This window comes from Winkia sp. C0117E2 (assembly GCF_056590455.1).
The window spans coordinates 211,361-236,748 of the sequence record NZ_JBWPWD010000001.1; the positions used below are offsets into that span (position 1 = coordinate 211,361).

Sequence of the window (25,388 nt, forward strand, 5' to 3'; positions counted from 1 at the left end):
TCTACAGTGCGCGCGGATGCGAGGAGCGATACACCTCGCGCAAAGTTTGCGCTGTCACCTTCGTATAAATTTGAGTGGTGGTAACAGACGCGTGCCCAAGCAGCTCCTGGACCACGCGCACATCTGCTCCTCCCTCTAACAGGTGGGTGGCAAAGGAGTGCCGCAGGGTGTGCGGAGATACATGGGTATCAAGGTGCGCTTTCTTTGCAGCATTTTGCAAGATCACCCACGCCGCCTGCCGTGTAAGCGGATTACCGCGGGTGGATAAGAACAGTTTCGGCGACCCCTTCCCTTTAGCCGCAAAGGCGGGGCGAGCCCGCACCAGATATGCCTGCACAGCCTCTAGGGCGTAGCGCCCTAGAGGCACATACCGTTCCTTCCGCCCCTTGCCTATTACTCGCAAGCTAGCAAAATCCTCATCGGAAGCTATGTCATCTACGTCCAATGAGATAGCTTCTGTTATTCGGGCGCCTGTCGAATAGAGAACCTCTAACAGGGCCCGATCCCGCAATGGAGAGAGCCCGTCCCCTGCGCTGGCAGCCTCCAGCAGTGATTCGACCTCATTGATAGTGAGCGCCTTTGGCAACCGTTGCGGTTGCTTTGGGGTATCCACTCCCTCTGAAAAATCTGTAGCTAAGACGCCCTCGTCACGCCCAAACCGGGCAAGCCCCCGCACCGAGGCAAGCATACGGGCCGCCGAAGAGGCGGTAAGCGCTTTTCCGCCATCTTTGCCATTTCGTACTGCTACCAGGAAATCGTTGACAGTATTCGCGTCAAAGTCGGACAGCGACAGCTGCTGGCTTTGCGCCCACCCAGCTAGACGCCTCAAATCGCGCCTGTAGGCGGCAACAGTGTTCGGCGAAGCTCCCCGCTCCACCCCTACATGCGTGAGGAAGGCGGATATGAGCTGTTCAAGCGGCATCATGGCACAACCATAATCCGCTGTTGGCGGAACGTACCAAATCGAATCTCACCTTGACGTGGGTACCATCACAATCAGTTATCCTTATCAAAGAAAGTGTTAATTCTTCTTCTAAGAGAAAGCGCAGATACATGACAGTGAAGTGGGATGACCTCGACAAACGCGCGGTTACTACCGCAAAGGTCCTAGCCGCAGATGCCGTTGAAGAAGCTGGCTCCGGCCACCCGGGGACCGCTATTTCGCTGGCCCCACTGGCATATTTGCTCTTCCAGCGTCACCTGAACTTCGACCCGAAGGATGAACGGTGGCTCGGTAGGGACCGGTTCATGCTTTCCATTGGCCATGCTTCCCTAATCCAGTACATCCAGCTGTACCTGGCGGGCATGGACATGGAATTGGAGGACCTAAAGCAGTTCCGAAAGTTCGAATCGAAGACTCCGGGCCACCCCGAGTACTCGCACACCAAGGGCGTGGAGATCACCACCGGTCCGCTTGGTTCAGGTTTTGCCGCCGCGGTCGGGTTCGCCATGAGTCAGCGCCGAACCCGTGGCATGTATGATCCGGATGCCCCCGAGGGCACTTCTCCCTTCGATCATCACGTCTACACCATCGTCGGTGAAGGCTGCCTCGAGGAAGGTATCACTTCGGAGGCTGCGTCTTTGGCTGGCACCCAGGGGCTCGGCAACCTAATTGTTTTCTACGATCAAAACCTCATCTCTATCGAGGACGACACCTCCATAGCCTTCAGCGAGGATGTGCCCGCCCGCTTCCAGGCTTACGGCTGGCATACACAACAGGTAAACTTCCTGAAGGATGACGGTTCTTATGACGAGGACGTCAACGCTCTGGACGCCGCAATCGAGGAAGCAAAGAAGGTCACTGACAGGCCTTCGCTTATCTCTGTGCGCACCATCATTGGGTGGCCTACCCCAGGAAAGCAGAATACCGGCGAGATCCACGGTTCCGCCCTCGGCGAGGACGCTTTGGTCGGCCTAAAGAAGGCGTTGGGCCTGGATCCGCAGAAGCATTTCGACGTAGACGTCGAGGCTGTTGAGCATGCTCGGGCCAACGCCGCCGAGCGTGCCAAGCAGGCACGCGCCGATTGGGATGAGCGCTTTGCTAAGTGGCAGAAGGCAAACCCGGAACTTGCCGCCCAGCTGTCTAGAACTTTGGAGCGCAAGCTCCCCGAGGGGCTGGAAGAGGCGCTGCCCAAGTTTGAAGAGGGCAAGTCGCTAGCTACTCGCGCCGCTTCCGGGAAGGTCATCAACGCACTTGCTCCTCTGGTGCCGGAGCTGTGGGGCGGCTCGGCTGACCTGGCCGGGTCCAACAAGACCATGATGGACGGCGAGCCTTCGTTCTTCCCGCAGGAACGTTCTTCTGAGAAGTTCAAGGGAAATAAGTATGGCCGTAACCTTCACTTCGGTATTCGCGAACATGGCATGGGTGGCATCCTCAACGGCATTGCTGCTGATGAGCTAACCCGCCCCTATGGCGGCACCTTCTTCGTGTTTGCCGACTATATGCGCGGCGCCGTGCGCCTGGCCGCTCTAATGAATCTGCCTGTCACCTACGTGTGGACGCACGATTCTATTGGCGTCGGCGAGGACGGCCCCACCCACCAGCCGGTCGAACACCTGACCGCCTACCGAGCCATACCTAACCTGTCGATAGTTCGGCCTATGGACGGCCCCGAAACCGGTTATGCCTGGCTAGAGATACTGCGTCGCGATGCGCCTGCCGGCCTGATCCTTACTAGGCAGGGCCTGCCCACCTTGCACCGCGGTGAAGAGGGGCTTGCTTCTGCGGCAAACGTGGCTAAGGGCGCCTACATCCTGAAGGACACCGAAGGTACCCCAGACGTCCTCCTAATGGGCTCTGGCTCCGAGGTACAGCTAGCAGTAGAGGCAGCCAAAGAACTGGCAAAGCAGGGAGTAGCAGCCCGCGTTATTTCGGTACCTTGCATGGAATGGTTCGAACAGCAGGACGATGCCTACAAGGAACAGGTCATGCCTGCTGCCGTGACCGCTCGTGTCTCTGTAGAGGCCGGTTTGCCCGATCCCTGGTACAAGTACCTAGGGTGCAAGGGTAAGGCAGTCGCAATGGACTCCTTCGGGCTGCCCGGTGCGGCCGGCGAACTCTTTGAACACTTCGGGTTCACTGCCGACGCGGTAGTAGCAAAGGCCAAGGAAGTTCTGTCCAACAAGTAAGCTAGTAATCAAGCCCAATGGTGGGTGTGGGATCATATCCCCACCCACCATTGTTTTTGTTGCAGAAAGGATTCCGTGTGAGCGAGCAAACCCTTTATGATCCGCGCGATCGAAGGCTGCCCATAGTAGCCCCTCCCTGCGGTCTAGTGATCTTTGGTGTTACTGGGGATTTAGCCCGAAAGAAGCTCATCCCCGCCATCTACGACCTTGCTAACAGGGGCATGCTGCACCCCGCCTTCGCTCTTACCGGGTTTGCTCGTAGGGACTGGGATATTCAGACGTTCCAGAATTTTGTTCGGGAGGCTATCGAAAAACATGCCCGTACCGATTTCAACGAACGCACGTGGAAGACCTTGGCACAGGGCATCCGCTTCGTAGGGGGCACCTTCGACGACGCCGAGGCGTATCAGAAGCTGCGGCAGACGGTGCAGGAACTCGATAAGAACCGGGGCACCGGTGGGAACCACGCCTTCTACCTGTCCGTTCCACCAAAGTACTTTGGGCTGGTTTGCACCCACCTGGCACAAACAGGACTCACAAAGAAGGAACCGGGACAGTTCCGCCGCGTCATCATAGAGAAGCCTTTTGGGCATGACCTACAGTCAGCGAAAGAATTGGCGGCCCAGCTTCGATCTATCGTGGACGAGGAAGATATTTTCCGTATCGACCACTACCTGGGCAAAGAGACTGTGCAGAACATTCTGGCCACCAGATTCGCCAACACTATGTTTGAGCCAATCTGGAATGCCAACTACGTCGATCACGTCCAAATCACCATGGCAGAGGACATTGGGATTGGTTCGCGCGCCGGCTATTACGACGGGATCGGCGCCGCCCGCGACGTCATGCAGAACCACCTGCTCCAGCTACTTGCCCTTACGGCTATGGAAGAGCCGTCCACCTTTGATCCAGAAGAGTTGCGTGTCGAGAAGGAAAAAATTCTTGCTGCGGTGCGTCTTCCTAAAGACTTAGCTGCGAGTACCTCGCGCGGCCAGTACGAGGGCGGATGGCAGGGCGGAACGAAAGTTTCAGGGTACCTAGAAGAAGACAATATTCCCTCCGATTCCGTCACCGATACATTCGCTGCCGTCACCTTAAACATCGCAAATCGACGATGGGCCGGGGTACCTTTCTACTTGCGTACTGGCAAACGTCTAGGCAAGCGAGTAACCGAGATCGCGGTCGTCTTCAAGAGGGCAGCACATATGCCTTTCGACAATGCTTCGACATCGCAGCTCGGCCAGAACGCTCTGGTTATCAGGGTCCAGCCGGACGAAGGCATGACCATCAGATTTGGCGCTAAGGTTCCGGGAGCGGGCATGCAGGTCAGAGACGTAACCATGGATTTCGGGTACGGTCACGCCTTCACCGAAGATTCCCCGGAAGCATACGAGAAGCTGATCAAGGATGCATTAACTGGCGACGCTCCTCTATTTCCCCATCAGCGCGAGGTCGAACTGTCCTGGCAGATCCTCGACCCGATCTTGCAATTCTGGAGCGAGAAAGGCAAACCTGACTTGTATAGGCCGGGCACCTGGGGCCCCCAATCAGCACATGACATGCTTGCACGCAGCGGACGAGCTTGGAGGATTCCGTGATTTATACTCTAAAAGGGACCAGTGGTTCCGAAGTAGCAGCATTTTTGAACAAACAGCGTTCCGAGCAGGGCTCTAGTACACTAGGCAGAGTTCTGACGCTGATTATCTGTGTCCCTTCCCCCGAGGACGTCGAGCGCGCCATTGAGATTTCTGATGCAGCTGCTAAAGAGCATCCTTGTCGAGTCCTAATTGTCGTCGAGCGGGCAGAACCAAGCAAGGAGGCTTCCTTGGACGCCCAAATACGGCTTGGAGGCAAGGCGGGAGCTTCCGAGGTTGTTGTTCTTGACCCTAGAGGTGCTACTGCCGAAAATTTGGACACGTTGGTCAATCCGCTACTGCTATCAGATGTGCCCATCGTGGTCTTCTGGCCGCTCGATCCACCAGATAATCCTTCTGCACATCCCCTGGGCAAGCTCGCGACCAAGCGCCTTACCGATTCGCGGCAAACTGCTCATCCGATGGAGACCATCAAACATCTAGCCAGGAACTACACTGCCGGCGATGGGGACTTGTCCTGGTCTGCAAATACCCTCTGGCGAGCCGTTCTGGCAGCTACCGTAGGTGAAAAGCATGAGGCGCCATTCGTGAAGGCAGTAGTGCGAGGCAATCTGAAGCAGCCCTCTCCTAGCCTGATAGCCTCTTGGCTGGAATGGAAACTAGGTATTGACGTGGTCGTATGCCACGACGAGACCGCCAGCACCGTAACGGGTATCTACTTCACTGACAGCGAAGGCAAAGAGATGTCCTTGACCCGCAGAGAAGGCTCGGACGTGGCACACTTGCACCGCCCCGGCCTATCTACCACCTTCGTCAATCTGGCTAAACGTGAACTGCAGGACTGCCTGATGGAAGACCTGCGCCGCCTAGATCCGGATCCGGTGTATCAGATTGTCCTTACCAAACACATCCAGAATTTGAAGAAGGAAGAATAAATGCCAGCCAAGACCGTCGTTTATGCAGATAAAGCAGTGCTAGCGCGGGCAACTGCCGCCCGCACAATCCTCGCCCTCGGGGATGCCCTTGCTTCCAAAGAAGAGGTACACCTGGCGCTGGCTGGCGGCTTCGTAGCCCGAGAAGTGCTCTCTGCTATTGCCGTTTCAAAGCTAAGCAACGACGTAGACTGGTCCGGACTGCACGTCTGGTGGGTTGATGAGCGATTTGTAGCTCCCGCCAGCTCAGATAGAAACGATAAAGAAGCCCTAGAGAATTTGGCACGAGTTTGGGATAAGGCAACATTCCATCCCATGGGCAACTCCGAGGACTTCGATAGCGCCTCACAAGCTGCGAAGGACTACACAGAGCAACTAGCCAGCTTCAATATCACCGGCTTCGATCTTGCCCTCCTGGGAATGGGCCCGGATGGCCACGTTGCCTCTCTGTTCCCCGGTCGGGAGCACTCTTCGGCACCCGCTTTTGCTGTTAGGAATAGCCCAAAGCCACCGGCTACCCGCGTAAGTTTGTCCATGCAGCTGCTTGTAAACAGCTCGCTCCGCTTCGTCGTCTTGGCCGGCGAAGAAAAATCCGCCGCCTTCGCAAAAGCGATAGCGGCAGGAATGGACCAAAAGCAGATACCGGCAGCAGCCTTGAATACCTCGGGAACCTACTGGCTCACCGACTTAGCTGCCGCCGGCAACTAGCTAGAAAACAACGCGCAAGATAGACACGGTTAGTGCGCCTACTACTGCTGCCGCCGGAAGGGTGATTACCCAGGCGGTTGCGATCGGGCGCATTAGCTTCCAATTCGCTGCCTTGTTTACCATACCTACGCCCAGCACCGCCCCAATCAGAATGTGGGTAGAAGATACCGGAAGGCCAAGCAGAGAGGCTCCCATAACCACCGCCGCAGCCGACAGCTCAGCGGCGAACCCAGAGGCCGGGTGGATCTCGGTAAGACCGGTTCCAACCGTCTGGATAACGGTTCGCCCAATAAACCACAGACCAGCTATCAAGGCCACCCCGAAGGCAACCATTACAGCAGCAGGTACGGCCGCCTCGGCACCAATCTTGCCAGTACGTAGCACATCTAGAACCGCCGCGAATGGTCCCACCGCGTTAGCAATGTCGTTCGAGCCATGAGAGAAGGCGAAAGCCGACGCCGTAAACACCTGCATCCACGAAAACAGTAAGAAAGTGGACTTTTCCAAGTCATAGTCTTTCAGTTGCTTTGCGAAGATAAAGACAGCCATCCATACGGCAGCTCCCACCATCGCCATGATCAGGTAAGACCCTAGCGAATCAATATTGATATCCAGGTTGGATAGTCCCTTGAAGAGCAGCATCGCAGTAATGATCATGGCACCGATTGCTGCCAGAATAGGCACCCACACGTCAAGGGCCCGGTGCGCATTCACATCCTCGCTCTGCTCCTGGATCTTGTGCAACTGCCGGTAGTAGTCCGTCTCTATCTCGTCAGCGTCGAAGTGATCCTGAGAAGTGGTGAAAGCATCTCGAACCATCGCATTAGTGTAAGCAAGCTGCTGGATCTCGTTTAGTTTTCCAAACGCATCTTTCTGCTTGCTCTTGAGCTCCATCCGCTTCTTTTTTATCTCACGAAGTTTCTTGTCGGCCTCTTCGTTGTAGACCAAGATATTATTCTTGATGGCTCTGAACAGGAAGAATGCAACTACCCCACCAAGGGCCGGAGAGAGTACCCAAGAGATAGCGATCTTGCCTATCTCTTTCCACTGCACCATGCCAAATCCGCCAGTGTGAGTAACGAAGCCGACCGTTACTGCTGCCCCAACGATGCCACCAACAATCGAGTGGGTGGTGGACACCGGCCACCCCATCTTCGTAGCAACTAGCAGCCATACCGCAGCACCCAACAGCGCAGACATCATTATGTAGACAAAGTCATCTGGACTGGAGCTAATAACATCCAGATCAACGATGCCGGAACGAACCGTCTCCGTCACGTTACCGCCGGCAATAACCGCCCCAGAAACTTCAAAGACCGCCGCTACTACCAGCGCTTGCTTCATGGACAGAGTGCCAGCCCCCACAGACGTACCGAAGGAGTTAGCGACGTCGTTGCCGCCAATGTTGAAGGCCATGAAAATGCCAAACAACACGGTAAGGATTAGAACGATATTGCTGTCTGCATCAGAGATATATCCGATTGCCCAAAAAGAGAAGGCAATGATTGTTCCTATAAGAAGAATTCCAAAGAACAGGTGCCAATTTCGGTCCGACCCACCCCGCTCGGGCAGATACGTGGAGCTACCTCGTTCTCCGGCTTTTTGAGTAGCCATGGGGACCAACTTTCCACAGAAATCTTTTACTCAAAACGTAGAACGCCATGGTTACTGGAAGGTTAACGCCAACTAAATAAAGGCTCTGGTCCACGCAGTTTACTTCATCTATCGTTGCTGCCGAGCGGGCGGCAAAAACAAAAGGCGAGCGGAAAACCGCTCGCCTCGTTGAAGGACTGTTTTTAGTACTGCAACTTGGTGATAATCCCAAGAATCACAATCACTACAGCCCAAATCAGAGCAATCGCAATGGTAATGCGATTCAAGTTTCTTTCGGCAACACCCGACGATGCGACAGACGAAGAGAATCCTCCACCGAACATGTCGGATAGGCCGCCGCCCTTACCCTTGTGCATCAAAATGGTAAGGATCAGCAGGAGGGACGTTATTACCAACAAAACTTGGCAAATGATCTGGATAACGTGCACTCTAACCTCCGCTATTTATAGGTCCAACTAGCCAATAGTAACGTAGATTGGCCCGTAGGGGGAAACCCCACGGGCCAAAACCACATTTAGGCGTTGAAACGCACAATCTTTCCGAACTCATCAGCCTTCAGCGAGGCGCCGCCAACCAGCGCGCCATCGACATCTTCCTTGGCCATGATGTCCGCGACGTTTGCGGACTTCACCGAGCCACCGTAAAGGATGCGGATCTTCGATGCGACGTCTTCCGAGTACAGCTCTGCTAGGTGCTTGCGGATTGCGCCACAAACTTCCTGAGCATCTTCGGGAGTTGCCACTTCGCCGGTACCGATTGCCCAGATGGGCTCGTAGGCGACAACGGAGCGAACTGCATCTTCAGCGCTGATATCGGCAAAAGCGCCGTCAATCTGGCCGAGGACGTGCTTTACCTGCTCGCCTGCCTTGCGAACCTCTAGGGCCTCGCCACAACAAATGATCGGGGTGAGATCTGCTGCCAAAGCCTTGCGTGCCTTAGCGTTTACGACCTCGTCAGTCTCGTTGTGGTACTCGCGACGCTCCGAGTGCCCCACTACTACGTAGGTGCAACCAAGCTTGGTGAGCATGGCGGTAGAGACCTCGCCAGTGTAGGCGCCGTTGTCGTGTACCGAAACATCCTGAGCACCGTAAGCGATCGGCAGATCGTCAGATTCCACTAGAGTCTGAATGGAGCGAATGTCAGTAAACGGCGGAATGACCACAACGTCGACAGTGCCCTTTTCAAACTTGTTGTCCTGCAGGTCGAGGGCGAGTCCCTGGACCAGGTGGATTGCCTCCAGATGGTCCATGTTCATCTTCCAGTTGCCTGCCATTAGCGGCGTACGTGCCATTTTACTTTTCCTCCAATACTTCAATGCCCGGCAAGGTCTTTCCTTCGAGGAGCTCGAGCGAGGCTCCTCCGCCGGTGGAAATGTGCGAGAACGAGTTTTCGTCGTAACCAAGTCCGCGTACTGCGGAGGCACTGTCGCCCCCACCAATGACGGTGAATGCTTCGGATTCGCTCATAGCCTTGGCGACTGCGCCAGTGCCCTTTGCGAAAGCCTCAAATTCGAACACGCCCATCGGCCCATTCCAAACCACGGTCTTCGATTCAGCAATCTTCTTTGCGAATAGCTCGGCCGTCTTCGGACCAATGTCCAAGCCCATCTGGTCGGTGGGGATGGCATCGGCATCGACAACAGTTGCCGGCGCATCTGCGGCAAATTCGGGGGCAACTACGGTGTCAACCGGCACTAGTAGCTCTACACCCTTTTCCTTTGCCTCTTCCAGGTAGCCCTTGACTGTTTCTAGCTGATCTTCTTCAAGTAGGGAAGTGCCTACTTCGTAGCCCTTGGCCTTCAGGAAGGTGTAGCCCATACCGCCACCAATTAGCAGAGTGTCTGCCTTGGACAGCAGGTTAGCAATAACCCCTAGTTTGTCCGATACCTTAGAGCCACCTAGCACCACGGTGTACGGGCGAGCCGGATCCTGAGTTGCCTTCGATAGCGATTCGATTTCCTTGACAACCAGTAGACCGGCAGCAGCGGGCAGTTTCTTGGCAACGTCGTAGACGCTGGCCTGCTTGCGGTGCACTACCCCGAAGCCGTCTGAAACGAAGAGATCGGCAAGTTCGGCCATCTCAGAAGCGAAAGCTTCGCGTTCGGCCTCGTCCTTAGAAGTTTCGCGGGGATCGAAACGCACGTTCTGCAGAAGGGCAATCTGTCCTTCTTCGAGTTCGGCCGTGACCTTCTTCGCAGACTCGCCAGTAGTGTCCTCAGCCAGGGTCACCTTGGCGTCAATTAGTTCGCCCAGTCGCTGCGCGACCGGCGCAAGAGAGAATTCGGGCTTTACCTGGCCCTTGGGACGACCAAGGTGAGCCATAACAATTACCTTGGCTCCGGCTTCGACAAGTTTAGTAAGTGTGGGTAGGGCTGCACGAATGCGGCCATCATCAGTGATTTTCCCGTCCTGCAGCGGCACGTTGAAGTCGGAACGTACCAGGACGCGCTTACCCTTTAGGTCACCAAGAGATTCGATAGTTTTCAGCATATTGTCCCCTAACGCGGTTTCACGAATAACGCCCGCGCACCCTCTCGGATACGCGGGCGTCGTTCATTAGCTAATGTCTCAGAGCTTCTGGCCGACTAGCACGGCAAGATCAACGAGGCGGTTGGAGTAGCCCCACTCATTGTCGTACCACGAGACAACCTTGACCTGATCGCCGATGACCTTGGTCAGCGGAGCATCGAAGATCGAGGAGTGCGGATCGGTCACGATATCAGTGGAGACCAGTGCACCCTCGGAGTAGCCCAACACACCCTTCAGGGCGCCCTCGGCAGCTTCCTTGACCGCAGCGTTGACCTCTTCGATGGAGGTTTCCTTGGAAGCGGTGAAGGTCAGGTCGGTTAGCGAGCCGGTCGGAACCGGGACGCGAACTGCATAGCCATCCAGCTTGCCCTTCAGTTCCGGCAGCACCAGTGCAACAGCCTTGGCAGCACCGGTGGTGGTGGGAACGATGTTCAGAGCAGCGGCGCGGGCGCGACGCAGATCCTTGTGCGGCGCATCGTGTAGACGCTGGTCGCCAGTGTAGGCGTGAATGGTGGTCATGAGGCCACGCTCGATACCAATGGAATCGTTCAGAGCCTTGGCCAGCGGTGCCAAGCAGTTAGTGGTGCACGAAGCGTTGGAAATGATGTTGTGCTTTTCCGGATCGTACTCATCGGAGTTGACGCCAATGACGAAGGTGCCGTCTACGTTCTTGCCCGGGGCAGAAATCAGGACCTTCTTTGCGCCTCCCTCAATGTGAGCCTTAGCAGCTTCACCGTCGGTGAAGAACCCGGTGGACTCGATGACGATGTCGGCACCCAGTTCACCCCAGTTGATGTTCTTCGGATCGCGCTCAGCCAGAGCAACGATGCGCTTGCCACCAACGGTGATGGACTCGTCGTCGTAGGTTACCTCGGAGTCGAGGTGGCCCAGAATGGAGTCCCATTCGAGCAGGTGGGCGAGAGTCTTATTGTCAGTAAGGTCATTGACTGCAACGATCTCAAGATCGGCGCCCTGCTTCAGAGCGGCGCGGAAGAAGTTACGGCCGATGCGGCCGAAGCCGTTGATTCCGACGCGAGTGGTCACTATGTCCTCCTGGTCTCGCTGCACTAAACAGCGATAGTCATGTTTTCAAAAGGGGAATCTCCCCATATTCGTCCGCTCAAGCGGTCGACATCTTTAAATTACACGGAAATCACACATCTAGCGCGGGTCAAAGGTCCAAAAATCTCAGAAATTAAGAGTTTTTCACCCATCTAGCATTTCTGGTGTAAGGGCACTTTCTGTTCCGGCGATGCCAAGCTCCATGGCCTTTTTGTCTGCCATAGCAAGCAAACGGCGGATTCTTCCCGCAACCGCGTCCTTCGTAAGAGGCGGGTCTGCCTGCTGCCCAAGCTCCTCCAGTGAAGCTCCCTTATATTTCACTCTTAGCTGACCTGCCTCCACTAGATGGTCCGGAATGTCGGCACCTAGGATCTCGAATGCCTTCTCGACCCTCGCCGCCGACGCAACGGCAGCTCTGGCGGACCGCCTCAAGTTAGCGTCGTCAAAATTGGCTAGCCTATTGACCGATCCGCGCATTTCCCGCTTTTCGCGGCGCTCTTGCCAAATAGCAACCGTCGTAACCGACCCCATCATCTTGGCAATCTTCTGGATATGGTCGCCGTCGCGAATAACTACACGGTCAACGCCCCTCACCTCCCGTGTCTTGGAGGTAATTCCGAGGCGACGGGCACAGCCCGTCAGCGCAAGCCCAGCTTCTGGGCCGGGGCAGGTGATTTCCAGCGATGAGGAGCGGCCCGGCTCGGTAAGAGAGCCACGCGCCATAAACGCAGCCCTCCAGATGGCCAAAGCTTCAGATTTTGCCCCGGAAACTAGCGAAGCAGGCAGACCGCGCACCGGGTGCCCTCGCCTATCAATGAGTCCGGTAAGGCGGGCTAACCGTTCTGCACCGGCGACAACTCGTATCACGTACCGGCCCTCGCGACGCAGCCCTCCCCCGGACACCACGATCACCTGCGAGTCGATGTTGAACAGTTCGGTCAGCAGTCCGGTAGTTCGTTCCATTACCTCTTCAGAATCTACCTCAGCTTCGATCACGATTCGTCTCGAAACTAGGTGGAGGCCACCTGCAAAACGCAGCATCGCTGCCAGTTCTGCATGCTTTTCTGCCGGAGTGTCGAGCTCTACCTTTGCCAGTTCAGATTTCATATCACTGGTCAACGACATAAGCTGGCCTTCCTTCGTGGGTTATTCTTTTTCTCCGACGTCCCCGAAATATCCTTCGAAAGCGTCCCGCAACGCGGCGGCAAGACGCAGCGGGTCATGATAAGGAAGCTTTCCTGGCCCTAGCGATACTTGCCGAAGAAGTATTTTTGCCCCGAGTTCCTTCGCGGCTTGATCCGCCGCTGAATAGTCCTCGAGAGTGGACGGATCTATTACTACCACATCAAAGGTTAGGTCCTTCGAAAACTCCCTAATCACATTTATATGATCGGCGATCGTCATCGACGACGTCTCAGTGCCGTCGGGAGCAAGATTTACCACTAGTGCCTTGTGCGCATTGGATTTGGCGAGGGCGTGCTCAATCTGCGGCAGCATAAGGTGTGGCAACACCGAGGTATACCAGGAGCCGGGCCCCATGATGATCCATTCGGCCTCGGCAATCGCCTGGAGCACCTCAGGGCGCACCGGCGGATTGTTAGGGCTAAGACGAATGGATTTGATCTTCCCCTCTGTCTTAGCAACTTTGGACTGCCCAACTATTGTGCGAACCTTGCCGCCAAAATCGACCTCGGCCTCAATAACCAAGGGCGCAGCAGCCATGGGCAATACCCGCCCCTCGCAGTGAAGTAGCTTCGCTACCCAATCGAGGCCGGCTACCTCGTCTCCAAGGAGATCCCACAGCGTAGTGATCAGTAGGTTCCCCATCGCGTGATTATCTAAAGGTCCATCGGTGTGGAAACGATGTTGCAGAGCGTCCCGCCACGTAAGGCCCCACTCAGAGTCGTCACACAGCGCAGAGAGGGCCATTCGCAAATCTCCCGGAGGCAGTACATCCAGCTCTTGCCTTAGACGACCGGAAGATCCTCCGTCATCGGCAACTGTGACTACTGCGGTAATTTGGCGCGAAAGGTGGCGTAACGCCCTCAAAGTGGCAGAGAGTCCGTGTCCCCCGCCGAACGCCACAACCTTTGGCCCATATTCACCACGTCTGGCCCAGCCCTGCTCGTCGTATAGCATTTCTCTAGCTAATCACGCCCCATGTCTCGGTGCAGAGTTTTCACAGGGAAGCCCAGGTCACGGAACTTTTGCGAGACATGCTCCGCGATTGCCACGGACCGGTGGCGGCCACCGGTACAGCCAATGGCAATGGTCACGAACGGCTTTAGTTCTGACAGGTAACCCTTCAGCATAGGGGCCATGAGGTCCACATAACCATCTGCGAAAGCTAGTGCCCCGGGCTGATCCAATACGTACTTCGCTACCGCTTCGTCCTGACCGGTCAGATTTCGCAGCTCGTTGACCCAGTACGGATTCGCCAGGAACCGAACATCCAACACGTGGTCTGCGTCCAGCGGAATTCCGTGCTTGAAGCCGAAGGACATTACGGTAAGGTTCAGCGGCTTTTCACTTGCGCCCCCGATCACGTCTCGCATATGCCGCGCCAAGTCATGCACCGACAGGCCAGAAGTATCGATCACCGCATCGGAGCGATCCCGCACTCCCTTAAGCAGTCCTCGCTCGGCCTGGATCCCGTCCAACAATCGCCCATCGCCCTGCAACGGGTGAGGACGGCGGACCTGCTCGTAGCGACGAACCAAGCATTGGTCCGAAGCTTCCAAGTACACAATCTGGTACTGGATCCCCTCGCGGGTTAGCGTGTCAAGCATCGACAAGAACTCTTGGAAGAACCGCCCGGAACGCACATCCACTACAGCGGCCAAGCGGTGCACGCCACCGCCCTCGGGAGTCATCATGTGCGCGAACGCGGGAAGCATCTGTGGCGGCAAATTATCCACCACGTACCAATCCAGATCCTCTAGAGCATGGGCTGCCCTGGAACGCCCAGCCCCGGATAGGCCGGTAATGATCAGAATCTCGGGAACAGTTGGCACTCGGTGCTGGGTGGCTTCATCTAATTCGGGAATTCCTGCAGGCACTGTATTGGTATTCGGTTCTTGCTCCATAACTATAGTTTGCCCTATCCGCACCAGGTTTTGTGATCAGGTTGCTAACTCTTCATGAATTTTGCTCGCAAGCGCTGGGCCTATTCCGCTCACCTTCGCCAGCTCTTCGGCGCTAGCCTGCCGAATCTTTGCCACCGAGCCAAAGTGCTTCAGCAGTGCTTTTTGACGCGCCGGCCCCAGGCCGTCGACTTTGTCCATAACAGATCGGGTCATGGCCTTGCCGCGCTTCTTGCGGTGATAGGTGATGGCAAAACGGTGGGACTCGTCGCGCAGATACTGCAGCATGAAGAGGGCGGCTGAGGTGCGCGGCAAAATAACTGGCAAGTCCTCGCCGGGAATCCAGATCTCCTCCAGGCGCTTCGCCAACCCCACTACCGGAATATCGGCCCCCATTTGCTCCACCACCGCGGCAGCAGCATTTACCTGCGGCAGACCGCCGTCGACCACTAGCAGATCAGGGCGATAGCTAAAGCGCCTGGGAGCTCCCTGCTCGTCGACTGGGCCCACCTCAAAAGGAACGCCTTCTTCGTCCTCGCCAGCAATCCCCTTCTCTTCTGCCTGGAGGCGACGCAGCCGCCTAGTTAGTACCTCGCTCATAGCAGCGGTGTCATCGGCAGCCCCGTCGCCGTCCTCGCCTCTAATTGCAAAATGCCGATAGGCAGACTTGCGCGGCGCGCCGTCCTCGAAGACCACCATCGACGCAACTTGATTTGTGCCTGAAATATGCGAAATATCGAAACCTTCAATACGAAGGGGCGCTGTATCCAGGTCTAATGCATCTGCTAGCTCTTCCAGCGCTTTGGAGCGTTCAGTCAGATCGCCAGAGCGCCGCAACAGGTGAAGACGCAGGTCATCTTTCGCATTCTTTTCAACAGTTTCTGCAAGAGCCTTCTTGTCGCCGCGCTGAAGCTGCCGCAAGCGAACCGGCCCGCCTCTCTTTTGACTTAGCCACTCGGTCATCGTTGGGGTGTCCAAGGGAAGTGCCGGGACCCAAATCTCTCGCGGCATCGCCGAGGTAGGCGTGTGCACCCGATCGTCCACGCTCTTAGACTCGTCGCGGCGCTTCGGAGTATCTGCGGGCGTGTATTCGCCATATACCTGCTCAAGCAGCTTTTCAACTAATTCTTCATCGCTTTCCTGATAGGCGCGTTCTACGACCCACCCGCGTTCACCGCGGATGCGCCCGCCGCGAACCATAAACACAGAAACCGAGGCGACCAATTCAGAGGTGGCCAGGCCGAAGACGTCCGCATCGGTACCATCCGGTAGCACAACCGTATTCTTCTCAAGTACCGTCGTTGCCGCTTTTAGCGTGTCCCTAATAGATGCCGCCCGCTCATATTCCTGCTTTTGCGCAGCCTCCTTCATCTGACTGGTCAAGTCGCGGATGATGGGGCCGGTCTTGCCCGCCATGAATTCGCACAACGACGTTGCTAGTTGCCGGTGATCCGCTTCGCTTATCCTGCCCACGCAGGGGGCCGAGCACCGGTCTATGTACCCCAATAGGCAGGGACGCCCTTGGGCCTTCGCCCGGTTGAAAACACCGTTAGAACAGGTGCGAACCGGGAACGGTCGTTGTAGCAGTTCCAAAGTCTCACGGATGGCCCACACCTTCGTGTAGGGGCCAAAATAGCGGTCCCCCTTTTTATGCTTGGCACGGGTTACCAATACCCGCGGGTACCTTTCGCTCATCGTCACCGCTAGATACGGATAGGACTTATCGTCCCTGTACATAACGTTGTAGCGGGGCTCAAATTCCTTGATCCACGCATACTCGAGCGAGAGAGATTCGACTTCAGAGCCCACTACAACCCACCGCACCGAACAAGCGGTGTTCACCATCTGCGCAATGCGGGGATTCAGAGCCGCCGGGTTCTGGAAATAATTTGCCAGGCGCGCTCGCAGGTTTTTGGCTTTCCCCACGTACAGCACGCGGCCGCTTTTGTCCATGAACCGGTAGACGCCCGGATCTGTAGGAATCTCGCCGGGCGATGGACGGTACGATGCTGGATCTGCCACCCGGCAAGTCTATTGCAGCAAACCCACAAAAAAGAAAGACAAGTTTAGTTGTGCGACAAATCTCCGGCCGTTACGGTTGCTACCTGCACTTAGATCGGTAGCATATGTGATGATGAGTACCCAGAATCCCGATTATGAGACGTCTTACGTAGGTATCCAGCCGACAGACGCCGGTTCAAGCAGCCCTAAGAAGCCCTCTTCCAAGAAGAAGTGGATAATTATCGGCGCTATTGTCGCAGCGCTACTTTTAGTTGCCGCAGCAATCGTTGGCTATTCAATTTACTTTAAGGACAAGGCAGTGCCGGGCGCTACCGTCGCGGGCAAGTCCGTTACGGGTATGACCGCCTCGCAGGTTGCCGAAAAAGTCCAAAAAGAATCGGCCTCGGCTGCAGTTAGAATCTCGGGCGATGCTACTAAGTCTGCTTCTCTTTCAGACCTCGGTTACAAGGTTGACGCCAAGAAGGCAGCCGCTGAGGCGCTCGCGCCCTCGCAGGGCTTCCTTTCGCGGCTGGCAGGACTGTTCAATCCCCCCTCGGTGACTCCGACGTACTCCAGTACTGCAGGTAAGGTTTCTGCTTATGCAGCCTCCCTACTGGGCGGCGCAGAGAACACCCCGGTCAATGCCAAGGTGGTTCTTTCCGAGGACGGGTCCGCTTTTCAGCTCAAATCTGGTAAGCCTGGCCGTGGCATAAACCCGGATCAGCTAGCTGATGCTGCGCAGAAGGCAGCGAAGACCCTCTCCAGCCAGGCTGTACGCGTAAAGGCCGTTCAATCCGAGCCTGCCATTACCGACCAAAAGGCAAAGACCTTCCTGGACAAGGCCAACAAGTTGGTAGAGCTTCCGTTCACCATCACCTATGACTCTGAGAGCTACCAGCCGAGCGCTGAAAAGAAGCGCGCCTGGGTGGATTTCGGAGAAAATGGTGCAGGCAAGCAAACTGCCCCCAAGATGAACAATGACCGGGTTTTGGAGTGGGTAAATAAGCTTGCGGGCCAGGTTAGCAAAGCCCCGCAGAACGGGCTAAAGAACGTCGATTCGTCCGGCAAGACCCTAGCGACGGTGCGCGAGCCCGAAGACGGATACACGATCGACAATGCGTCGGCCTTGGCTAAGGCTGGAACTGAGGCGTTGAACTCCAACAAGGAGTACACCGGCAAGTTCACTTCCAAGCCGAAGAAGGCAGAATGGGAAACTCGCACTATCGCGCGGGGCGCGGAGAAGCTTGCTTATCCCGCGACTGAGGGCGAAAAGTGGATCGACATAAATCTGTCTAACCACACCATCTCCGCCTACCAGGGGGCGCAGATGCTACGCGGCCCTGAACCTATGGTCGATGGCATGCCCGGGTACGAAACTATCCAGGGCACCTTCCAAATTCAGCGTAAATACCGCTTTGATGACATGCGTGGCGAGGATTATTTCACTCCGGATGTCCCCTTCGCGATGTATTTCTCCGGCGGCTATGCGATTCACGGCGCTCCTTGGAGGGGCAGCTTCGGGTACGCGGGCCCGTCCGGCTCACATGGCTGCGTAAATCTTCCTGTCTCGTTGGCAGGCTGGTATTACGAGTGGGCACCAGTAGGAACTACAACCGTAGTGCACTATTAGGATCCTTAAGATCCGTGCCTTACACCACAGCCGCTAGACATCCAATTTTTGGTTGGATACCTAGCGGCTGCTTTTGTAATATTAGAGATGTCTTTGACACCACCTTTAATCTCAAAAATCTCCGGGAGATCACATGTTCCAGTCCAAGGAAGAGGCTGTCGACTTCATAGATAAGGAAGGGGTCGAGTTCGTCGACGTTCGCTTTTGCGATCTGCCTGGCGTATCCCAACACTTCACCATTCCAGCTAGCGAATTCAAAGATGCGGCTCTAACCGATGGGCTTATGTTTGACGGTTCTTCTATTCGTGGCTTCGTTGCTATCAACGAGTCCGATATGAAGCTAATTCCAGATGTAAGCACTGCTTTTATCGATCCGTTCCGCAAAGCCAAAACCCTGGTCGTTAATTTTTCGATTGTTGACCCGTTCACAGACGAGCCTTTCTCCCGCGATCCGCGTCAGGTGGCTGCAAAGGCCGAGGCTTATTTGAAATCCACCGGCATTGCCGACACCTGCTTCATTGGCGCCGAGGCGGAGTTCTACCTGTTCGACTCGGTACGTTTCCAAACGCGCCGCGAAAATACCTTCTACCAGATTGATTCTGTTGAGGGCGAATGGCGTATGGGCGCCGAAGAAGATGGCCACAACGATGGGTACAAGGTAGATCTAAAGGGCGGGTATTTCCCCGTTCCTCCTACCGACCACTTTGCTGATCTTCGCGACACTATGTCTAAGTTACTGAGCCAGGTTGGGTTGAAACTCGAGCGCGCCCATCACGAAGTTGGTACTGGCGGCCAACAAGAGATCAACTACCGGTTCAACTCGCTGCAGGCGGCTGCAGACGACCTGATGAAGTTCAAGTACGTCGTCAAGAATGCCGCTATCGAAGATGGCCGCACCGCGACCTTTATGCCCAAGCCCTTGTTTGGCGACAACGGTTCTGGCATGCACACCCACCTGTCGCTGTGGAAGAACGGCGAGCCCTTGTTCTACGACGAGCGCGGTTACGGCGCCCTGTCTGACATGGCTCGCTATTTCATTGGCGGCTTGCTGGCTCACGCTCCGGCGCTGCTGGCCTTTACGAACCCATCTATCAACTCTTACCGTCGCCTGGTGCCCGGCTTCGAAGCACCGATTAACCTGGTCTACTCTGCTAGGAACAGGTCGGCTTGCATTCGCATTCCGGTCACCGGCACTTCCCCGAAGGCCAAGCGCGTGGAATACCGCGTGCCGGATCCCTCGGCGAACCCGTACCTATCCTTCGCGGCTTCGCTGATGGCAGGCTTGGATGGCATCCGCAACCGTATTGAGCCTCCGGAACCTGTGGACAAGGACCTGTACGAGCTGCCACCTGCAGAGTACGCAGACATCCAGAAGCTGCCTGCTTCGTTGGAGGAAGCCCTGCAGGCGCTCCGCGAGGATTCGGACTTCCTCACCGAGGGCGACGTGTTCACTCAGGACCTGATCGACACTTGGATTGAGTACAAGACCGAAAACGAGATCGCTCCGATGAGGGCGTACCCGCACCCCTACGAGTTCCAGCTGTACTACGGTCTGTGATCTAGTAACAGATAGCTTGGGCCCGGCTACGTGCCGGGCCCAAGCTCGTTAAAAGAGTCTGGCACTGCCTGAATACTCGGCACCTTCTAGATCCAGGAGGTAGCGCTTCTGTTCTATTCCCCCGGCGTAGCCGCCAAGATTACCGTCGGCCCCGATAACCCTATGGCAAGGAACAATCACAGAGAGCGGATTCTTGCTTACAGCACTTCCCACTGCCCTAGCTAGGAACCGGTTTCCAAGGGCAGCGGCAATTTGCCCATAAGTCCGCACGCTTCCGCGCGGAATAGTTTCCAGATATTTCCAAACCCGGAGAGCAAATTTGTCGCCCTTTAGCTCATAGCGTAAAGAGAAGTCTTGTCGTTTTCCGTCCAGGTAGTCCTTTATCTGGTCTGCCGCCGGAGTCAGAACAGGATCGAGAGGTTTAGCTACAATCCCTAATCTGGCTTTGTCCGGGTAGTGGCGCTGTCCTACGAACCAGGCCCCGTTTAGAAGCTCACCTGCAGCAGAGATAGTCATGTCACCGATAGCGGTTTCGATGATCGTGTAACGAGCCGGAAGCAGGTGTGAATATGTCATGTTCCTCAGGGTAGCAACATAGACACTATGCGTAGTAAATGCTTCTTGTCACCGTAAGTTACGGTACCGTAAGTAATATATTTTTCTTCTTCAAACTAGGAGGTCACTATGCCGCTGTTGCGTCGCCGCCCTAAGAAGGAATACCTGGCCGCCGGAACTATTCCCGGAATTATCGAGAAACGGGCCAGCCTTTACCCTGCGGAAGTAGCTGTAGAGCTACGCAATCAGATCGGTACGCAGTGGCAGAAGATCACTGCTGACGCACTGCGCGACCAGATTTACGTCGTTGCTCGAGGGCTCATTGCCTACGGGCTAGAGCCCGGCGATTCCGTGGCTATTTTTGGGGCCACCTCCTATGAATGGACCGTCCTGGATTTTGCTGCCCAGTCCATCGGGTGCGTCGTTGTCCCGGTCTACGAGTCTGATTCCAACGAGCAGATCAGCTGGATCATCGAGGACTCTGACATCAAATTTGTCGTAACCGACACTTCAATCCAAGCCAGGGTCATCGATTCGCTCGTGCGCGATCGCCCCACCGTGCTTGGAGTGCTCGCCCACGACTCTGATGCCATGGTACAGATCATTGAGCGTTCTGAAGAGGTAGACGAGGACGTCCTCAAGAAGCGGCTAGAGGCCCTAAAGCCCGAGGACGTAGCCACAATTATCTACACCTCCGGCACCACTGGACGCCCTAAAGGCGTCGAGCTCACGCACGCGAACTTCATGAAGCAGATTGAGGTAGCTCAGCAGATGCTGCCCCAGGCGATCGTGCACCAAGATACTCGAGTACTGCTGTTCTTGCCGGTAGCGCACGTACTTGCCCGCTTTATCAACTTCACTTCGCTTGCGGGACATGGAGTGATTGGACACTCCTCCTCTATCAAGAACCTGTTGGGCGACATGACAACGTTCCGCCCCACCTCCCTACTGGTGGTCCCCAGGGTTCTAGAGAAGGTCTATAACGCTGCCGACGCGAAGGCAGGCAGCGGTATGAAGCTCAAAATGTTCCGATGGGCTGCACACACCTTGGAAACTTACGCCAAGCAGGAAGAAGAGGATGAGCTCACTGCCTCTACGAGGGCGGCAGCTACCGTCGCCCGTCGGCTGCTGGCAAAGATTCCCGAGCTGCTGGGCGGAAACTTGCGGGTGGTTGTCTCGGGTGGGGCTCCGCTCTCGCCCACACTTTCCTACTTCTTCCAAGGACTCGGAATCGAGGTATTGGAAGGCTACGGCACCACCGAGATGGGTGGCCCGCTCACTGTTTGTATGCCGGAGACTAACAAGACCGGTTCAGTTGGCGCGCCCCTGCTGTGCAACCAGGTACGGCTCTCTGAAGACGGCGAGCTGGAAGCCAAAGGCCCGGGCATCATGCGTGGCTATCACAACAATCCCGAAGCCACCAAAGAAGCCTTTACCGCCGATGGTTGGTACAAATCTGGCGACCTAGCTTCCATTGACGAAAAGGGACGTGTCACTATTACCGGCCGTAAGAAGGAAATCATTGTCACCGCTGGCGGCAAGAACGTGTCCCCTGCCGTGCTAGAGGATCGCCTGCGCGGACACCCGCTAATCTCCCAGGTCGTAGTGGTTGGCGACCAGCGCAATTTCATCTCGGCGCTGATCACCTTGGATTCGGAGATGCTGCCTGGTTGGCTCGAAAATCATGGGCTTACCCATATGGAGGTTGTCGAGGCCGCCAAGGATAAGGACGTGCTGGCTTCATTGGATCGTGCTGTAAAACGCGCCAACAAGGCCGTCTCTAGGGCGGAATCAATCCGTAAATTCACGGTACTGCCCACTGATTTCACAGAAGAGAACGGATTGTTGACCCCGTCGCTGAAGGTAAAGAGGGCGAAAGTGTTAGCCCGGTTCGCAGACGTCATCGACAAGATGTACGAGGGCGCAAAGCGGGGCTAAGCACCAAAAATAAAAGTGGCCGGCAAAAGCCGGCCACTTTTACATTTAAGCCAACAATGGCTTCAGGTACTTGCCCGTCCAAGAGCCTTCGTTCTGCGCGACCTCCTCGGGGCTGCCAGTGGCAACGATAGTACCGCCGCCTTCGCCGCCCTCGGGCCCGATGTCAATTATCCAGTCAGCCGACTTGATGACGTCCAAGTTGTGCTCAATCACGATAACCGTGTTGCCCTTGTCAACAAGACCCTGTAGCACTAACAGAAGCTTTCTGATGTCTTCTAGATGCAGCCCCGTGGTGGGCTCATCCAAAATGTACACAGATTTGCCATTGGAACGCTTGTGCAATTCCGAAGCCAGTTTGACGCGTTGTGCCTCGCCGCCGGAGAGAGTGGTTGCAGACTGTCCCAGCTTCACATACCCCAGTCCGACGTCTACCAGAGTCTGCAGGTAACGGCTGATCCTTGGGATCGCGCTGAAGAATTCCACTGCCTCCGAAATGGGCATCTCTAGAACGTCAGAAACTGTCTTGCCGCGGTAGCGAATTTCGAGGGTTTCTCGGTTATACCGAGCCCCATGGCACGTCTCGCACGCGACATATACGTCCGGCAGGAAATTCATCTCGATCTTGATGGTGCCGTCGCCCTTACAGGCCTCACAGCGCCCTCCCTTGACGTTGAAACTGAATCTGCCCGGACCGTAGCCGCGCACTTTAGCCTCGGGAGTCTCGGCGAAGAGCTTGCGGACGCTGTCCCATACCCCCGTATAGGTGGCAGGATTCGACCTCGGGGTGCGCCCGATCGGCGACTGGTCAACGTGCACAACCTTCTTTAGCTGTTCCATGCCGGTGATTGACTTGTGCCGCCCCGGCACAGTCCGAGCTCTGTTGAGTGTGCGAGCGAGGGACTGATACAGGATCTGGTTTACCAGAGTTGATTTTCCTGATCCAGACACGCCAGTCACTGCGGTGAATAATCCTAGGGGGAAATCCACATCAATATTCTTCAGGTTGTTCTCGCGTGCCCCGTGTACCGACAGCTTTGCGTTCTTATCGAAGGGGCGGCGCTGTGCCGGTAGTTCAATCTGCCGTCTGCCCGAAAGGTAATCGCCAGTCAGCGAGTCTTTCGCTTTTTCTATCCCTTTTACAGGACCGGAGTAGACGACTTTGCCGCCGCCCGAACCAGCGCCAGGACCAATGTCGACAATCCAATCCGCGTTTCGGATCGTGTCTTCGTCGTGTTCTACCACGATTAGGGTATTTCCCAGGTCTCGCAGCCGAAGCAAGGTTTGAATCAGCTGGGCATTGTCTCGTTGGTGTAACCCAATGGAGGGTTCGTCCAAGACATACAGCACGCCTACCAGGCCCGAACCAATCTGGGTGGCCAGCCTAATGCGCTGCGCCTCCCCACCGGAAAGTGTTCCCGCTGCTCTGGAAAGTGTCAGGTAAGACAGGCCAACGTCGTTGAGGAAGTTCAGGCGGGCCTTTATCTCGGTAAGAATGGGGCCGGCAATCTTCTGAGCGGATCCCGCAAGGCGAAGAGTAGACAGGAACTCTGAAGACCGCTCAATTGACATATCAGTCACGTCGGCAATGGACTTGCCCTCGATAGTTACGGCAAGCACTTCTGGCTTCAGCCGCTTTCCTCCGCACTTTGCGCAGGGGACGTCCCGCATATATTCCTCGTAGCGGGCACGCTGCGAATCGGATTCAGTTTCAGCATGTTTGCGCTCAACATAGTGGATGGCCCCCTCGAATCCGGAAGCGTAGACGCGTTCGCGCCCCCACCTGTTTCTGTAGCGCACTTTGACCTTATAATCTTTGCCTTTAATTAGCGCATTGCGGGTCTTCTTTGGCAGATCCTTCCAAGGCGTGTCGAGGTCGAAGTCGAGTTCTTTACCTAATGCTTCAAGTTGGCGCATGAAGTACTTGTTAGATCCGGACCAAATGGCCACGGCGCCCTCGCCTAGACAGAGACCCTCATCAGGTACCAACAGGTCGGGATCTACCTGGAGCTTGAAACCGATGCCATCGCAAGCTTCACACGCGCCGTATGGGGCATTGAAAGAGAAAGTGCGCGGTTCGATTTCGTCCAGAACTAGTTCGTGATCGTTCGGGCACGCCCTATGCTCGGAGAATTTTCTGATGCCGTGAGGATCGTCGTCCGTCTTAGGCACAAACTCAATAAACACGCGTCCCTCGGCAATTTCCATCGCCGTCTCGACGGAATCTGTTAGACGAACGCGCACGCCCTCGCGCATCACGATCCGGTCTACAACAACCTCGATATCGTGTTTGAGCTTCTTTTCGAGCGTCGGCGGGTTATCCAGACGCATCATCTCGCCATCAACTTTTACGCGCGAGAACCCCCGCGAGCGCATGTCGTCAAAGACGTCTGCGTATTCGCCTTTGCGGCCTCTTACTATGGGGGCTAGGACTTGGAATCTAGTGCCTTCTGGGTATTCCAGCAGTTTATCTACCACTTGCTGGGGTGATTGGGAGGCGATTCTTTGGCCGCATTGCGGGCAGTGTGGTTCTCCGGCGCGAGCGAATAGGAGCCGTAGGTAGTCGTATACCTCGGTGATGGTTCCCACGGTGGAGCGGGGGTTCCTGGAGGTTGACTTCTGGTCAATGGATACTGCCGGAGAGAGGCCTTCAATGAAATCTACGTCGGGTTTGTCCATTTGCCCTAGGAATTGCCGCGCGTAGGAGGACAGGGATTCTACATACCGGCGTTGTCCTTCAGCGAAGATAGTGTCGAATGCCAGTGATGATTTGCCTGATCCGGATAGTCCTGAGAAGACGATTAGGCTATTGCGGGGCAGATCGACATCTACTCCTTTTAGATTGTGCTGACGGGCGCCACGTACTAACAGGTTTTCACTCACCCTCCAAATCTACCTGTGCTGTGGCCTAATCTCGCCTCTTAGACACTGCTTCGCCTTGGAGCGAACCTCTTCTACTTTCGCTTTGTATCTACCGGGGCGATACTTGAGTGGTGGCTTTTCCGGCGGCATAGCCGTGGTGCTCTTCGGTCAGCTAATCGATGATGAACTGGCCCTA

General features: G+C 55.8%; 19 protein-coding genes. 7 read left to right on the forward strand and 12 right to left on the reverse strand.

Translation table 11 applies throughout. The features are described from left to right. Position 1: 1 nt before the first annotated feature. Positions 2-922 carry a site-specific tyrosine recombinase XerD gene (gene xerD / locus AC1EKG_RS00970; RefSeq protein ID WP_048707558.1) on the reverse strand — a complete coding sequence of 307 codons (921 nt, stop codon included), beginning with the start codon at positions 920-922 and terminating at the stop codon, positions 2-4. A 131-nt stretch (positions 923-1,053) separates the two neighbouring features. Here xerD and tkt point away from each other — a divergent pair, with 131 nt between their 5' ends. The 4 genes from tkt to pgl all read left to right on the forward strand — a co-directional run bounded on the left by tkt (position 1,054) and on the right by pgl (position 6,364). Then, positions 1,054-3,129 carry a transketolase gene (tkt, locus tag AC1EKG_RS00975; protein ID WP_048707368.1) on the forward strand — a complete coding sequence of 692 codons (2,076 nt, stop codon included), beginning with the start codon at positions 1,054-1,056 and terminating at the stop codon, positions 3,127-3,129. A 77-nt stretch (positions 3,130-3,206) separates the two neighbouring features. Beyond that, positions 3,207-4,727: a glucose-6-phosphate dehydrogenase gene (gene zwf / locus AC1EKG_RS00980; RefSeq protein ID WP_048707370.1), complete on the forward strand. Its 1,521-nt coding sequence runs from the start codon at positions 3,207-3,209 to the stop codon at positions 4,725-4,727. After that, a complete protein-coding gene (locus AC1EKG_RS00985) occupies positions 4,724-5,659 on the forward strand; it encodes a glucose-6-phosphate dehydrogenase assembly protein OpcA (protein WP_048707372.1) in 936 nt (311 codons plus the stop codon). Before zwf ends, AC1EKG_RS00985 begins: the two co-directional genes overlap by 4 nt. After that, positions 5,660-6,364 (forward strand): 6-phosphogluconolactonase, encoded by a 705-nt coding sequence (gene pgl / locus AC1EKG_RS00990; protein ID WP_048707374.1) that lies wholly within the window; start codon positions 5,660-5,662, stop codon positions 6,362-6,364. Here the strand turns inward: pgl and AC1EKG_RS00995 are convergent, their stop codons facing one another. The 9 genes from AC1EKG_RS00995 to uvrC all read right to left on the reverse strand — a co-directional run bounded on the left by AC1EKG_RS00995 (position 6,365) and on the right by uvrC (position 16,673). Further along, the gene (locus AC1EKG_RS00995) at positions 6,365-7,978 is read right to left on the reverse strand and encodes an inorganic phosphate transporter (protein WP_048707376.1); all 1,614 of its coding nucleotides are present in this window, start codon (positions 7,976-7,978) and stop codon (positions 6,365-6,367) included. It abuts the gene before it with no gap. Between the two features lie 182 nt (positions 7,979-8,160). After that, positions 8,161-8,406, reverse strand: a complete 246-nt coding sequence (gene secG / locus AC1EKG_RS01000; RefSeq protein WP_004805046.1) for a preprotein translocase subunit SecG — start codon at positions 8,404-8,406, stop codon at positions 8,161-8,163. A gap of 86 nt (positions 8,407-8,492) precedes the next feature. Next, complete coding sequence (gene tpiA / locus AC1EKG_RS01005) at positions 8,493-9,269, reverse strand: triose-phosphate isomerase (protein ID WP_048707379.1); 777 nt, start codon at positions 9,267-9,269, stop codon at positions 8,493-8,495. Between the two features lies 1 nt (position 9,270). Further along, a complete protein-coding gene (locus AC1EKG_RS01010; protein ID WP_040314769.1) occupies positions 9,271-10,464 on the reverse strand; it encodes a phosphoglycerate kinase in 1,194 nt (397 codons plus the stop codon). A gap of 81 nt (positions 10,465-10,545) precedes the next feature. After that, complete coding sequence (gene gap / locus AC1EKG_RS01015; protein WP_004805041.1) at positions 10,546-11,550, reverse strand: type I glyceraldehyde-3-phosphate dehydrogenase; 1,005 nt, start codon at positions 11,548-11,550, stop codon at positions 10,546-10,548. Positions 11,551-11,712: 162 nt separating this feature from the next. Continuing rightward, a complete protein-coding gene (gene whiA, locus AC1EKG_RS01020; RefSeq protein WP_048707381.1) occupies positions 11,713-12,693 on the reverse strand; it encodes a DNA-binding protein WhiA in 981 nt (326 codons plus the stop codon). A 21-nt stretch (positions 12,694-12,714) separates the two neighbouring features. Further along, a complete protein-coding gene (locus tag AC1EKG_RS01025) occupies positions 12,715-13,707 on the reverse strand; it encodes a gluconeogenesis factor YvcK family protein (RefSeq protein ID WP_048707382.1) in 993 nt (330 codons plus the stop codon). An 8-nt stretch (positions 13,708-13,715) separates the two neighbouring features. Further along, positions 13,716-14,654, reverse strand: a complete 939-nt coding sequence (gene rapZ / locus AC1EKG_RS01030; protein ID WP_048707384.1) for an RNase adapter RapZ — start codon at positions 14,652-14,654, stop codon at positions 13,716-13,718. 36 nt (positions 14,655-14,690) lie between these two features. Continuing rightward, complete coding sequence (gene uvrC / locus AC1EKG_RS01035; RefSeq protein WP_048707386.1) at positions 14,691-16,673, reverse strand: excinuclease ABC subunit UvrC; 1,983 nt, start codon at positions 16,671-16,673, stop codon at positions 14,691-14,693. Positions 16,674-16,785: 112 nt separating this feature from the next. On the opposite strand from uvrC, the gene AC1EKG_RS01040 reads away from it, so the two are divergent. Then, positions 16,786-18,282: a L,D-transpeptidase gene (locus AC1EKG_RS01040; protein ID WP_160309232.1), complete on the forward strand. Its 1,497-nt coding sequence runs from the start codon at positions 16,786-16,788 to the stop codon at positions 18,280-18,282. Positions 18,283-18,415: 133 nt separating this feature from the next. Next, the gene (gene glnA, locus AC1EKG_RS01045; protein WP_048707391.1) at positions 18,416-19,840 is read left to right on the forward strand and encodes a type I glutamate--ammonia ligase; all 1,425 of its coding nucleotides are present in this window, start codon (positions 18,416-18,418) and stop codon (positions 19,838-19,840) included. Positions 19,841-19,888: 48 nt separating this feature from the next. Here glnA and AC1EKG_RS01050 read toward each other — a convergent pair whose 3' ends face one another. Next, positions 19,889-20,416 carry a methylated-DNA--[protein]-cysteine S-methyltransferase gene (locus AC1EKG_RS01050; RefSeq protein WP_048707394.1) on the reverse strand — a complete coding sequence of 176 codons (528 nt, stop codon included), beginning with the start codon at positions 20,414-20,416 and terminating at the stop codon, positions 19,889-19,891. Between the two features lie 108 nt (positions 20,417-20,524). Between AC1EKG_RS01050 and AC1EKG_RS01055 the strand changes: the two genes are divergently transcribed. Continuing rightward, positions 20,525-22,333 carry an AMP-dependent synthetase/ligase gene (locus AC1EKG_RS01055; protein WP_048707396.1) on the forward strand — a complete coding sequence of 603 codons (1,809 nt, stop codon included), beginning with the start codon at positions 20,525-20,527 and terminating at the stop codon, positions 22,331-22,333. Between the two features lie 45 nt (positions 22,334-22,378). On the opposite strand, the gene uvrA is transcribed toward AC1EKG_RS01055, so the two are convergent. Continuing rightward, the gene (gene uvrA, locus AC1EKG_RS01060; RefSeq protein ID WP_048707397.1) at positions 22,379-25,213 is read right to left on the reverse strand and encodes an excinuclease ABC subunit UvrA; all 2,835 of its coding nucleotides are present in this window, start codon (positions 25,211-25,213) and stop codon (positions 22,379-22,381) included. Between the last annotated feature and the right edge of the window lie 175 nt (positions 25,214-25,388).

What these genes read in the sequence shown, in the direction of transcription:
- rapZ (WP_048707384.1), bottom strand. Translation starts at nt 14,654, where the DNA reads ATGGAGCAAGAACCGAATACCAATACAGTGCCTGCAGGAATTCCCGAA.
- tkt (WP_048707368.1), top strand. Translation starts at nt 1,054, where the DNA reads ATGACAGTGAAGTGGGATGACCTCGACAAACGCGCGGTTACTACCGCA.
- tpiA (WP_048707379.1), bottom strand. Translation starts at nt 9,269, where the DNA reads ATGGCACGTACGCCGCTAATGGCAGGCAACTGGAAGATGAACATGGAC.
- glnA (WP_048707391.1), top strand. Translation starts at nt 18,416, where the DNA reads ATGTTCCAGTCCAAGGAAGAGGCTGTCGACTTCATAGATAAGGAAGGG.
- AC1EKG_RS00995 (WP_048707376.1), bottom strand. Translation starts at nt 7,978, where the DNA reads ATGGCTACTCAAAAAGCCGGAGAACGAGGTAGCTCCACGTATCTGCCC.
- xerD (WP_048707558.1), bottom strand. Translation starts at nt 922, where the DNA reads ATGCCGCTTGAACAGCTCATATCCGCCTTCCTCACGCATGTAGGGGTG.
- AC1EKG_RS01055 (WP_048707396.1), top strand. Translation starts at nt 20,525, where the DNA reads ATGCCGCTGTTGCGTCGCCGCCCTAAGAAGGAATACCTGGCCGCCGGA.
- AC1EKG_RS01040 (WP_160309232.1), top strand. Translation starts at nt 16,786, where the DNA reads ATGAGTACCCAGAATCCCGATTATGAGACGTCTTACGTAGGTATCCAG.
- pgl (WP_048707374.1), top strand. Translation starts at nt 5,660, where the DNA reads ATGCCAGCCAAGACCGTCGTTTATGCAGATAAAGCAGTGCTAGCGCGG.
- AC1EKG_RS01050 (WP_048707394.1), bottom strand. Translation starts at nt 20,416, where the DNA reads ATGACATATTCACACCTGCTTCCGGCTCGTTACACGATCATCGAAACC.
- whiA (WP_048707381.1), bottom strand. Translation starts at nt 12,693, where the DNA reads ATGTCGTTGACCAGTGATATGAAATCTGAACTGGCAAAGGTAGAGCTC.
- AC1EKG_RS01025 (WP_048707382.1), bottom strand. Translation starts at nt 13,707, where the DNA reads ATGCTATACGACGAGCAGGGCTGGGCCAGACGTGGTGAATATGGGCCA.